Source organism: Geobacter sp. SVR (assembly GCF_016865365.1).
Taxonomy (GTDB): Bacteria; Desulfobacterota; Desulfuromonadia; order Geobacterales; family Pseudopelobacteraceae; genus Pelotalea.
Map to the genome: position 1 here is coordinate 355,479 of NZ_AP024469.1, position 12,347 is coordinate 367,825.

The 12,347-nt window shown below is 59.4% G+C and carries 12 protein-coding genes; 2 read left to right on the forward strand and 10 right to left on the reverse strand.

The window, feature by feature from the left end; translation table 11 throughout:
• Position 1: 1 nt before the first annotated feature.
• Entirely contained in the window at positions 2–2,815 is a 2,814-nt protein-coding gene (locus tag GSVR_RS01855; protein ID WP_173200999.1) for a GPMC system transcriptional regulator, read from the reverse strand.
• Positions 2,816–2,991: 176 nt separating this feature from the next.
• On the opposite strand from GSVR_RS01855, the gene glp reads away from it, so the two are divergent.
• Positions 2,992–4,218: a gephyrin-like molybdotransferase Glp gene (gene glp / locus GSVR_RS01860; RefSeq protein WP_173201001.1), complete on the forward strand. Its 1,227-nt coding sequence runs from the start codon at positions 2,992–2,994 to the stop codon at positions 4,216–4,218.
• Positions 4,215–5,069, forward strand: coding sequence for a deoxyribonuclease IV (locus GSVR_RS01865; protein WP_173201003.1), 855 nt, complete (start codon positions 4,215–4,217; stop codon positions 5,067–5,069). The genes glp and GSVR_RS01865 overlap by 4 nt, the downstream gene beginning before the upstream one ends.
• Positions 5,070–5,149: 80 nt before the next feature.
• Here GSVR_RS01865 and GSVR_RS01870 read toward each other — a convergent pair whose 3' ends face one another.
• From GSVR_RS01870 to GSVR_RS01910, 9 genes are all read right to left on the reverse strand, one after another.
• Entirely contained in the window at positions 5,150–5,338 is a 189-nt protein-coding gene (locus tag GSVR_RS01870; protein WP_173201005.1) for a hypothetical protein, read from the reverse strand.
• Positions 5,339–5,575: 237 nt separating this feature from the next.
• On the reverse strand, positions 5,576–6,688 hold the full coding sequence (locus GSVR_RS01875; protein ID WP_173201007.1) for a 3'-5' exoribonuclease YhaM family protein: 1,113 nt from the start codon (positions 6,686–6,688) through the stop codon (positions 5,576–5,578).
• Between the two features lie 197 nt (positions 6,689–6,885).
• Positions 6,886–8,493 carry an NAD(P)/FAD-dependent oxidoreductase gene (locus GSVR_RS01880; protein ID WP_173201009.1) on the reverse strand — a complete coding sequence of 536 codons (1,608 nt, stop codon included), beginning with the start codon at positions 8,491–8,493 and terminating at the stop codon, positions 6,886–6,888.
• Between the two features lie 3 nt (positions 8,494–8,496).
• Positions 8,497–8,637 carry a hypothetical protein gene (locus tag GSVR_RS01885; protein ID WP_173201011.1) on the reverse strand — a complete coding sequence of 47 codons (141 nt, stop codon included), beginning with the start codon at positions 8,635–8,637 and terminating at the stop codon, positions 8,497–8,499.
• Positions 8,638–8,918: 281 nt separating this feature from the next.
• The gene (locus tag GSVR_RS01890) at positions 8,919–9,371 is read right to left on the reverse strand and encodes a universal stress protein (RefSeq protein ID WP_173201013.1); all 453 of its coding nucleotides are present in this window, start codon (positions 9,369–9,371) and stop codon (positions 8,919–8,921) included.
• Positions 9,355–9,780, reverse strand: coding sequence for a response regulator (locus tag GSVR_RS01895; RefSeq protein WP_173201015.1), 426 nt, complete (start codon positions 9,778–9,780; stop codon positions 9,355–9,357). Before GSVR_RS01895 ends, GSVR_RS01890 begins: the two co-directional genes overlap by 17 nt.
• Positions 9,781–9,836: 56 nt before the next feature.
• On the reverse strand, positions 9,837–10,583 hold the full coding sequence (locus tag GSVR_RS01900) for a GAF domain-containing protein (RefSeq protein ID WP_173201017.1): 747 nt from the start codon (positions 10,581–10,583) through the stop codon (positions 9,837–9,839).
• Between the two features lie 32 nt (positions 10,584–10,615).
• Complete coding sequence (locus GSVR_RS01905; protein WP_173201019.1) at positions 10,616–11,479, reverse strand: helix-turn-helix domain-containing protein; 864 nt, start codon at positions 11,477–11,479, stop codon at positions 10,616–10,618.
• An 11-nt stretch (positions 11,480–11,490) separates the two neighbouring features.
• Positions 11,491–12,252, reverse strand: a complete 762-nt coding sequence (locus GSVR_RS01910) for a tetratricopeptide repeat protein (protein WP_308936475.1) — start codon at positions 12,250–12,252, stop codon at positions 11,491–11,493.
• Between the last annotated feature and the right edge of the window lie 95 nt (positions 12,253–12,347).

Consider the following 12,347-nt stretch of genomic DNA (forward strand, 5'->3'; position numbering starts at 1 on the left):
GTTATATCCGGACCGTCTTGTAGAGGAAGTTCTTGAACTTGAACAGCCTGCGCTGCAATTCCCCCGGATCCCCCTCGCCGTCGACGGCCTTCAGATAGCGCGCCACGGCCGGCAGCGTTTTGCCTGCCAGCACACGGGTCCTGTCTATTACCAACCGTACCGTTTCCCGGGAAATATCATTGCGTGAAAATGGCTCGTAGATCTCGGTCCAGAAATCGCTGCCCTGCTCTATCCGTTCCAGGATCGCGGCAGCCAGCCGGTCATCCAGTTCCCGCACGTCGGAGCGGCGCGCGGCTGCTAGATTGCCGGCTGCCGTACCGGCGATGGCCATGCGGATGGCATCTCCGCTGATGACGTCGCGGGTACGGAAAAACAGCGCCCGCAGCAGGATGCTGCGCAACTCGCGGATATTGCCCTGATAGTTGTGGCGGATGAGTTCCTGCTTCGCCTCTTCCGAGAGGATCGGGGCCGCGTCGGACAGCTCGTGTTCGCCGCGGTAGGTGCGATAGAGCTTGCCCAGGAAGTGTACCGACAGGTCCGAGATATCCTCGCGCCGTTCGTTGAGCGAAGGCAGGCGGATCGAGAGTTCGGAGAGCCGGTGGAAAAGGTCTTCCCGAAAGCGTCCGGCAGCGATCTCCTCGGGCAGATTGCGGTTGGTAGCGGCCACCAGCAGCACGCGGCTGTACCGTTCGACGTTCTCCCCCAGGCGCACGAAGCCGCCGTTGTCCAGGAAGCGCAGCAGCTGAACCTGGGTCTTGGGATCGGCATCGCCGATTTCGTCCAGAAAGACGATACCGCCGATGGTTTCTTCCAGAATGCCGCGCCGATCGCTGTACGCACCGGTGAAGGCCCCCTTTTTGTGGCCGAAGAGTTCCGAGTAGGTCAGGTCGCCGGAGTAAGAGGCGATGTTGGTCTTCTTGACCGGTAACTCGCCATTCGGGTTGAGCTGGGCGCGGTACAGGCCGTTGAGCTTGTTGTAGAGGTTGTTGAAGAAGAACTCCTTGCCCGAGCCGGTCGGGCCGGTGACCAGGATCGACGGGAGGCCGATGGTGGCCTCCTGCAGGCTGTTGCGGTTCCAGAAGGTGATCCGGTTGAAGAGCGGCGGCGAGACGGTATTGATAAAATCGACCACTGCCTGGGAGGTGGGGCTGTTGCCGATGATGTTGCCCAGACGGTAGGAGGAGACATGGGGATCCTTGTAGGCCACGTCGGTGGTCAGCCGGTTGACCTCGCTCTGCAGACCCTCGATGCGCTGCAGATCCGAGATGTGACGTGCGGTCAGACTGCCGATGATCTGCAGGATGCGGCGGTGCTCCTCGCTGAAGTAGTCGTAGTGCAGGGAGTTGAGGCAGATTACGGCGATGACCTCATCATCGCAGATCACCGGAACCGCGATCTCGCTCTTGAGCAATTCGCTCATCGAACGGTGGAATCCCCCGGCCTGCAGTTCCTGCTCTACCCGTGCAATCGTCTTTGGCAGCTTGGTGTGGGCCACGTAGCCGGTCAGACTGCGCTCCTCGGGGCGCAGTTCCTCCCCCCCTATCAGGAACGGCGGAATGTACTTTTTGAGCCATTCCTTGTTCTTGGCCCCGATGATGGTACCGTTTTCATCCTCCACCACCAGCCATCTGACACCGTCCCGCTCCGTTACCAGCGCGATGCTGCCGGTATCGGCCCCGATCAGCTCGGTGGCCTTGGAAAGCACCTTGCTCAAAAAGGGCTGAAGGCTTTCGGTCCGCTCGTTCAGGAGATCGGTGATCTCAGACAGGGCGCGGATTTCGAGATGCTCGACCCCCACCTCGCTGATTACCCGCTCGACCATTTCGGCATGGGTCTGCAACAGCCCCATTTCGAAATCGGAGAAACGGTACAGCTCATGGGAATAGTAGTTCAACAGACAGATGATCTGCCGGCTGTCCGGCGCAAAACGAGGCACGACATACATCGAACGCAGGGCCATGGATTCGGTCAGCGCCCGCTTCTGCAGATTGTGCTGGGTCAGGTCGGCCACGAAGAGCGGTTTCAGCAGGCGCTCGTCGGTAATCACCCCCTGGTCGTTGACGTACTGGGAGATCAGTGATTTGCCCTTGCCGAGATCGATGGCGCCCTGCTGGTCGTACAGGGCCTTGAGCCGCTCGTCTTCCGAGTAGCTGGCCAGGACGTTCATGGCCAGGATGCCTTCCTTCTGTTCCGGCACCAGCACTGAAGCCAGTGAAACCTTTTCGATCAGCCCCACTGCTGATTTGACCATCATGCCGGCCGCCTCGCGCGCTTTGAACTCCTCCAGGCGGCGAGCCAGCTTGACCTGCTGATGATAGATGCGGGCCTGGTCGAGCCGATCCGCCATCAATCCGGCCAGCTCGGCCAGATCGGACTTGGCGCGGGGTTCCAGCGTCTCGGCCGGCTGATTCTGATCGATGCACAGGATGCCGATGGATTTGCCCAGGCTGACCACCGGCATCACATAACTGGAACAGAAACCGAACTGTTCGGCAAACGAGTTGTCCGCCGCATTGCCCGTTCCGGACGCTATCCGGAAATCGACCGGATACTGGCTGACAAAAACGCTGGAGACGATCGCTTCGGAGGAAATGATCGGGAAGTCGGTTTCGCCGATCCGGGAGGCTTGCGGGCCGGTGGCATGCACGCAGGAGAGCGTGCCGCGCGTCAGGTCTTCGAGGTAGATGCGCACCTGGTCATTGCCGGAGATGAGTTGCGCTCCCTCCGCCAGGGCATAGAGCAGTTCGCCCAGGTTTTCCTTGCCGTAGGTGGCGATCTTGATGCGCAGAGAGGCCAGGTAGTTGTCGGTGGTCATGGATCAATCCTGTGTAAATAGATTACTCAGGTGAGTGTAGCGTCAAAGGGCGCAACGAGTCAAGCGCATCTCCTCAGGGTGCCAGGTGCGCCCTGGATGCCATTTTCGGCAGCCGGCTATTGTATTTGGCCGGTCTTCCCGCTATGCTGATAGCCAAACATTTACCTGGAGGGAACATGGTTTCCTTTGAACAAGCCCGCAGCACGATACTCGCCAGCGTCCAGCCGCTGGGGAGCGAGCGCGTGAGCCTGCCGGAAGCGGCGGGACGCGTGCTGGCCGAAGACCTGGCCGCCCCCTGGAACATGCCGGCCTGGGACAATTCGGCCATGGACGGGTACGCTGTCCGCGCCGCCGATTGCGGTACCATTCCGGTCCGTCTCACGGTGACCGGTTTTTTGCCGGCCGGAGCCAGGGGGGATGACCTGCGGGTGGAGCCGGGCTGCGCCGTCAGGATCATGACCGGAGCACCGCTGCCAGCCGGTTGCGATGCGGTCGTGCCGGTGGAGGATACCGAGGGGGGGCAGCAGGAGACAACGCTGAGGGAGCCGGTACAAAAAGGGCAGCATATCCGTTTACGCGGCGAAGATGTTACTGTCGGGACGATTTTTCTCCGCTCCGGCGCGATCATCCGTCCGCCGGAGATCAACATGCTGGCCAGCTTCGGGATGGCACTGGTGCCCGTATTCCGCCGCCCTACCGTGGCGATCCTTTCCACGGGCGACGAACTGGTCGAACTGGGCCGGACGCCGGGAACGGGGGAAGTGCTCAACAGCAATACGCTTTCGCTGGCCGCGTCGGTGCGGGAGGCGGGAGGCATACCGCTGATCCTCGGCATTGCCCGGGACAATCGCGACAACCATATCGAAAAATTGAAGCAGGGGCTCAAGGCTGACGTGCTGATCACTTCTGCCGGGGTTTCAGCCGGCGACTGCGACCTGGTGCGCGACGTGCTGGCCGAACTGGGAGCTGATCAGCTGTTCTGGAAAATCGGCATCAAACCGGGCGGTCCGACCGCCTTTGCGCTGCATGGTGCTACGCCGGTCTTTTCGTTGCCCGGCAATCCGGTCTCCACCATGATCACCTTCGAGGAATTCGTCCGCCCGGCGCTGCTCCGGATGCAGGGGCACCGCCGGGTAGTGCGGCCACGCTTCAAGGCGGTGCTGCGCGAGGACCAGACCAAGAAGCCGGGAAAAGTACAGATCGTGCGGGTGCGCCTGGAGCGGGACGGGGAACGCTGGTATGCCAGTTCGGCCGGCAAACAGCAGACCGCTATTCTGAAGACGATGGTGGATGCCGAAGGGCTTGCGGTCCTGCCGGCCGAAGGCACCCGTTTTGCCGCAGGCGAGGAGGTGGAGGTTCATTTCTACGGCAGCCACATCGAATTGGTGGAGGAACAGCCATGAGCGACTATATCGGTGCCCACATGTCGATTGCGGGTGGTATCCATCTGGCTGTGGACCGGGCCCTGGAAGCCGGTTGTGGAGCGCTGCAGGTTTTCACCCGCAACACCAACCAGTGGAAAGGCAAACCGGTCAGCGAAGCCGATGCGGCCCTGTTCCGGCAGAAATACGCGGCATCCGGGCTGAACGACGTTGTTTCACACGATATCTACTTGATCAACCTAGCAGCTCCGCCGGGGGAACTGCGTGACAAGAGCCTGGCAGCCTTCCGCGACGAGCTGGAAACCTGCGCCCGGCTCGGTATAGCCAAAGTGGTGATGCATCCCGGTTCGCACCTGAGCGATACGCGCGAAGCGGGCCTGGAGCGGGTCGTCGCCGCTTTTGACCAGTTGTTCGGTGAGGTGCCCCGATTCGAGGGGCAGGTTCTGCTGGAAAATACCGCCGGCCAGGGTTCCAACCTGGGCAACTGCTTTGAGGAGCTGCAGGCCATCATCAGCGGTTCGCGTTTTTCCGACCGGTTCGCGGTCTGCCTCGATACCTGCCACACCTATGCGGCCGGGTACGATATCACCACCGAGCAGGGCTATGGCGATACCATGGCCCAGTTCGACCGGATCATCGGGCTGGAGCGGCTGGCCTGCTTTCATTTCAACGATTCAAAGAAAGGGCTGGGCTCGCGGGTCGACCGGCACGAGCATATCGGACGGGGGGAACTGGGGCTGGAACCGTTCCGTTTTATCCTGAACGATGCGCGCTTCGCCAGGATTCCCAAGATCCTGGAAACCCCCAAGGGTGACGATAATGAAATGGACAGGATCAATCTGGAGGTGTTGCGGGGATTGATAAAAGGGTGAGGATGAGGGGCCGTCCGCCCCGATCACGGCTAAAGGGTGCTGCGAAGGAGTCGCAGCACCCTTTTTTTGTCAGTTGACGGCTACCGGTCTTCGCTTTTCCGGCTGTAGAAGCCGATCAAAAAGTCGGCATCCATGGGGGACAGGTCGAATTTGAAGATCGCCTCCTGGACGAGCGGCATGACCGGCTGGTCCTGGTTCTCCTGCAGATGGCTCGAAATCCATTTGACCGCCCGTCTCAGATCTTCCCCTTGCGGCAGTATGCTTGACATGACTGTTGCTCTCTCTCTTAGAAGGTTGTTGAAAAACGATCATCTCGCCGCCGTCCTCGTCAGCCACCTTGTGCGGCGTAGCGCTGCAACCCTCACCCAATCCCTCTCCCAGAGGGAGAGAGCAAGGCATGCTTCCCCCTCTGGGGAAGAGATAGAGAGAGGGTCGGCCTCCGCGAGGCTTCCTGCGGGTGCGACGATCTACCCATTTTTGAACAACCTGAGAATTTCAACAACCTCTTAGAACAGATCCAGGTTTTCCAGCGCCTTGAAGGGCTGATTGCCGAATGACTGGCGTTCCCGCTTCAGAGATGCCTGCTGTTCCGGCAGTACCTCCGAGACCGGCGCCAATACCGTTTCCGATTCCTCCTCGTAGATGCAGGCTACTTCCTGATCCTCGTCCATGCCGTTGCCCTTGAAGAAATAACGGTCATACAAGCGGTGATGGGCGGTCCAGCGGGAGGTGCTGACGTTCTCCTTGGCGATGTGGGCGCGAATACCGTTGATCTTGGAATCCATGTCGTCCAGGTAGTTCAGGATGGTGGCCTCGACCGTTTTGGGGCGCTTGGGAGAACCATATTCGTACTGGCCGTGGTGGGAGAGCAGCATGTGCTTCAGCAGCAGCTCCAACTCGCGCGGAAATCCTTCCATCCGGCGGATGCGCTCGTTGAGTAGTTCGACTCCGATGGTGATGTGTCCCAGCAGCTTGCCGGCATCGGTATAGTCGATGGAGCGGTCGAAGCTCATTTCGTGGATCTTGCCCACATCGTGCAGCAGCGCCCCCACCACCAGCAGATCCTCGTTGAGCCCTTCGTAGAGCGGCACCATGGCCTTTACCAGTTTGACCAGGGCCAGGGAATGCTCCAGAAGCCCCCCCAGATAGACATGGTGCATCCCCTTGGCGGCCGGCGCCGAGCAGTAGAGCCGCATGAAGGGCTGATCCGCCAGGAAGAGCTCCATGAGCCCCCGCAGGTACGGGTTGTCGAGGGCCGCAACCACCTCTGCCAGCTCGGCACGCATTTCGGCATTGTCGCGCGGCGATTCGGGCAGGAAATCGGCCAGATTGACCTCCTCTTCCGGAATCCTGCTGATCTCCGCCACCACCACCTGCATCTTGTTCATGTAAACGGAAGCCTTGCCCCGCACCTGTACGAAATCGTCCCGTTCGAACAGTTTGTCGAGCACGTCGGTGTTATCCCAGATCTTGGCATCAACCTCGCCGCTCTTATCCATGAAGCGCAGGTTCATGTAGGGTTTGCCGTTCTTGGCCATGGCCATGATCTTGTCCTTGACCAGGAAAACCGCATGGACCGTATCGCGGTCCTTGATATCGGCTATGAATTGTTTTGCCACGTCATGCTCCTTTGAAAACCGTTCTTCAAATCGTTTCAAAAATCTTTTACCACGGAGGACACGGAGAACCACAGAGAAATTAAAAGGCATGGAACGCGGAAAAGGCGGTACAAGCGGATCACGACGGATAATTTTGATTGGATCCTGACGTTTCCGCTGTTTCCGTGTGCCGTGTCTCTTCCTGTTCTTTCGTGTCTCTATGTCTCTGTGGCAGATTCTCTTCCAAGTTTAGCCGCGATAGTATCGGCGATCTTGATGCCGTCGATGGCCGAGCTCATGATACCGCCGGCGTATCCGGCGCCTTCGCCGGCCGGGTACAGTCCCGGCAAGCCGCGTGACTGGTAGTGCTCATCGCGCAGGATTCGCACTGGTGCCGAGGTGCGGGATTCGATGCCGATCAGGGTTGCCTCGGCCGTGACAAAGCCCCGCAGCTTGCGGCCGAAGTGGGGGATGCCTTCCTTCAGGGTGGCGGCAATGAAGGGTGGCAGGACCTCGTCCAGGTCGGTCTCGACGATACCGGGACGATAACTGGCAGCCGCTGGCTTGCCCCCCGGCAGTTTCAGGAAGGCCAGCAGGTTCTGAGCCGGTGCGCGATAGTCTCCGCCGCCCGCCGTGAATGCCCGCCGTTCCCAGGAGCGCTGGAACTCGACCCCGGCCAGGGGACCGCTGCCGCCAAAGTCATCGGGGGCTACATTGACCACCAGGGCGCTGTTGGCGTAGGAAGAGCTGCGTTTCTGTCCGCTCATGCCATTGGTCACCACGCCCCCCTCCTCCGATGCGCCGGCAATGACCACCCCGCCGGGGCACATGCAGAAGGAATAGGCGCTGCGGCCGGTGGCGCGGTTGTTCCAGGTGACGGCATAGTCGGCGGTTGGCAGGTTGGGGTGGCGCGTGGTGCCGTACTGGATGCGATCGATCAGTTCCTGGGGATGCTCCACCCGCAGCCCCATGGCGAACGGTTTGCGTTCCAGCGGCACCCCCCGCCGTTCCAGAAGTTCGTATGTATCCCGGGCACTGTGACCGGTGGCCAGGATCAGCAGGTCGCAGGGCAGTTCCTCCTGGCCGGCGATGACCGCAGCGACCTGGCCGTTGCGGATCACGATATCATCCAGCCGGCAGCCGAAGCGGATCGAAAACCCCTTGTTCAGCAGGTGGGCCCGGATGGCGCTGACCACCCGCCGCAGGCAGTCGGTACCGATATGCGGCTTGGCCAGGTAGCACACCTCGGAGGGCGCTCCGAAATCGGCCAGACGCTCCAGGATCCATGGCACGAGCGGATCTTTTGAACGGCAGGTCAATTTGCCGTCGGAAAAAGTTCCGGCGCCCCCCTCGCCGAACTGTACGTTGCTTTCCGGATCGAGCCCGCCGTTTCTCCAGAAGCGCTGGACATCCTGTGCCCGCTGTTCGACCGGCTGGCCCCGTTCGATGACGGTGGCGGTCAAGCCGTATTCGGACAGGCGCAGGGCCGCGAACAGGCCGGCCGGACCGCTGCCGGCAATGACGATCCGTTGTTGCGACCGTAGCCGGGCAAAGGCCGGAGGTTGAGGAACAGGCTGCCACTCCAGGCCGGTCAGGGAGGGATCGTTGCTGATGCGGCTGCGCAGCAGAGATTCGTCGGCAAGCGCGAAGGAAACGGTATAGACAAACTTGATACGCGGCTTCTGGCGGGCATCGATTCCTTTGCGGACGATCCGGAAGGCATTCAGCGCTTCGGGAGGCAGGCGCAATTGCGACGCCACGACAGACGGCAGGAGCTGCTCGTTCTGATACTGCGGGAGCATGATGTTGCGATAGAGAAATGGCATTGGTTAGTCCTGCAGAAAGCTTTTCCGCTCCAGGCGCTGGGGGACGATGATGGCGATGGCTGCTCGGGGTGTTGGCGGGGTATGTTCCCTGGTCATTTCCGGCGGGCTTTCGATCAAAACTTTTCCGCGTGCTCTTTGGCTCATGTCGATCTCAATTGCTGAAAATAAACCTGATACTACACCAGCTGCACGAAAAAAAGAAGGCGGAAACGGCCGGAGTGAAGCATCTCGCCCGTTCAGGCGGAAAAAGCTGGCTTGGGGGCACTGCGGGGGATCGCCGACCGGTGTCCGATCAGCGCAGAAGGGGAGGCATCCCGGAGGCAGAAGACCGGAACCGTAGAGTCAGGAGATGCCGCAATTATGGCCGGCGGCGAGCCCGTTGACCCGGGGACGGTAATGATTGCAAGGGCAGGATAAAAGCGAACTCAGCCTTCAGGCGAGAGACGGATCGTCAGAACCGGACAGGAAGCGGAGCGGACTACGCGCTCGGCGGTGCTGCCGAATATGAGGTGGTCGAGCCCGGTCCGGCCGTGGGTGCCCAGCACGATCAGCGAGGCCCCGATCTCTTCGGCTTTCCGGTTGATCTCTTCATAGGGTATTCCGGTTACGATGGCGGTGGTATAGTTGCCGAAGCCGGCCAAGCGTTCACTGCAGAATCGTTCCATCATGGTGACGGCGCCTGCCTCGATCTCCCTTTCCAGTTGTTCGAAAGAGATGTGCGGCACGTAGAAACCGCGCAGATCGACAGGTTCGTTGATGACGTGCATGATGGTCAGCTCGGAGTTGAACTGTTTTGCGAGGGTCAAGGCGTATTCGAAGGCGTAGGCTGAATTCTCGGAGAAATCGATGGCGGTCAGAATCTTATCGAATGTTTTCATTGCAGGGCTCCTCTTGAATGGGGGAATGGCTGAAATGGCTGTCCTTGAAAATCTTGTCGATAACCTTGAGCAACTCCTCGACCTTGACCGGTTTGTTTATGTATTCGAACGCGCCCAGATTCATTGCCTCGATATACGACTCCACCTCACCGTAGGCGGTGATCATTATCACGTTGCTGGCGGGATGGAGACGGTTGAGCTCTCGCAGGAACATCATGCCGTCCATTTCAGGCATGTTGATATCGGTAATGATCAGCTCGACCTGATGGCATCGCAGGTAGTTGAGGGCTTCGTACCCGTTGCCCGCCGATGTGACTTCGAAACCCTCGCGGCATAGAATCTTCGAGAGTGTGATACGGGCGTTTTCCTCATCGTCAACCACCAGTATCCGTCTCACGTCTTCTGCCACGGCAAGCTCCCCGCCCCTCGATGTAGTTTTCTATTCTAACATCGGGGTGGGGGCTGTCAAGAAGCAGGCGAGGCCCCCCGGGCCATTCTGTTGGATGCCACCTTCTGGCGCAGTTTGATGGCTGACAGAATCAGATTGGCGATAATCGAAACGAAATAGATCTCGTCTTCGGGAAAGCTGCGCATGGACGTCGTCTGCAGATTGATGACGCCATAGACGCTTTTTCTGTCCGTAATCGGGAACGACAGCATCGAATTGTACTTTTCCTCGTTCAGCTCGGGAAACACCTTGTAACGCGGGTCCTGCGAGGCGCGGCTGAGATTGAGCGGCTGCATCTCCTTGGCTACCGTCCCGGTTATGCCTTCGCCGATTTTGAGCCTGATCTGGCCGATTTTTTCCTGCTCAAAGCCATAGGTCGCCTTCAGGACCAGCTCCCCTTCCTCAAGCAGATAGATGTTACAGACGCTGGCATTCAACTGCCGGGCCAGTTTGTCGGCCACAGACTGGAGAACGTCCGCAAGCTCGAAGTCGGAGGACACCAGCATGCTGATCTCTTCCAGCGAAATGATCTCCATGTGCTCCCGGTTGGCCCGCTGCATGGTCAGCACCATCTTGCCCTTTTCGCTCTCCATGTAAGGGGTGAAGTTGGCTTTGTGGTAGAAGGGATTGACGGTCTTGACCTTTTCCGTAATGGTGCGGAAATCGGAGAAACCGCATGGGCAGGTCATTTTCACGCGATAGTTGTCGATGCGCTGACTGCTCATGGCTCTGCCGCATTTGCGGCAGCGTGCTGCGATCTGCATGGCTGTGCTCCTTGCTGCGAATGGTTATGGATTCAGGACTTGACGCCATTTGCGTCAAGCGTCACATATGCCGGTTTGCCCTCGGGCCCCAAAGGCTTGATCTGCCTGCCGTTCAGCTCGATTTCGACCCCTCCGGCATTGGAAAGTTCCAGGATGATGCTCTTGTCCGCCTTCCATTCGATGACGTCACCGACCGAAAGTTCATAATTCTGGGTAGCGGAACCGTCGATGGTCACGGCAAGCGTACCATTGCGGATCACTTTCATCCGCACGATGAAGTCCTTGGGGGCTTCGGCCGGCGGCGGTGCCACACCGGGACGCTCCGGCGGGGTGATGTGTTTTTCGGAAACGGCTGCCGGTGGTGCGGGGCTGGTAACGTGCGTTACGGACGGTACATTGCTGACACTCGAGCGGACTGGCTGGACAGGTGCGGCTATCGGGGTGCCCGGTCCGGGCGGCAGGGTCTGGCGCCGGGCCGGGGGAGTGGAAGAACGGTCCAGAATGTATGAGGTGACGATCAGCATCAGCAGCAGTACGGCCGGCAGTATCAGCTTCTTCCAGGGTACGCGGCGCCGTCTGGCGACTCCGCTGTCACCTGCGTTCAACGAGTGGTCGTGGCTGGTGGGAGAAGCATACAGCTTTTCGTACAGGCGCATCATGTCGTCGGCATTGAGGCCGAGATGGGTGGCGTAGATTCTCAGGAATCCCTTGAGATAGGCCTGGCTGGCGAAACCCTTGATCTGGTCCTTTTCCAGCGCAGTGAGATGGTCGGTGCCGATTTTGGTGGCTTCGGCCGCCTCTTCCAGTGAAATGCCATGATATTCGCGGCAGCGTCTGAGAATTGCGCCCGGTGAGTTGGCGGAGTGATCCTGATGGTGGGTTTCATTAATGGACAAGCGGTCCTCGATTACTTGAGCAGGTCCAGATATCCCAGGGTCAAATGGCCAAGTTCGGAATCCGGGATGATCCGAAGCACTTCCTTGAAGGCTGCTTTGGCGGCCTCTGTGTCATTCAGCTTGAGCTGGGCCAGACCGAGGTAATAATAGGCGGCGCCGTAATCCTTGAAGATGTCGAGCGCCTTGCGGTATTCGGCTATGGCCAGTTCGGTCTTGTCCATTGCGAACCAGACCCGCCCGATCGAAAGACGGATGACAGGGTTGCGCGGATTGGCCACCGCGGCCGAACGCAGCTCTTCCAGAGCCTTGGCATATTCGCCCTTGCCCAGATAGGCCAGCCCCAGATTGATGACGGCATTCTCGCTGTTGTCGTAGAAGATGTCGTCTTTGACGATCTTGAACTGTTGGATCGCACTGTCCCAGCGTTTCAGCTCCAGGTAGGCCACACCCAGGTCATTGCGGGCCTTGGTAAAATTGGGCTTGAGGGTCAGGGCCCGCTGGAGTTTCTGCTCGGCCAGGTCGGGACGCTTCTTGCCGAGATAGGCGAGACCGAGATTGTACTGCAGCTCCGGGTTGTTGGGATCGAGCTTTTCGGCCTCGGTCAACTCCACCAACGCACGGGTGAAATTGCGCTCACCGAGGTAGGATAGCCCCATCTGGTAGTGGTAGACCTCCGGGTTCTTCCGGATCTCCTGCTGGCTGCGTCCGGTAGCGCACGCGTTGAGGAGCAGCAGAAAGAGCATCGGAACGAACAATGGCAGACGCATCGTCATGAATCACCAGCGTGGAATCTACCCGTGCTGAAACAGGTGAAATACTGATAAAAACTAGCAAACTAACCCGGCAATGTCAATAAAATGGCTCTGCA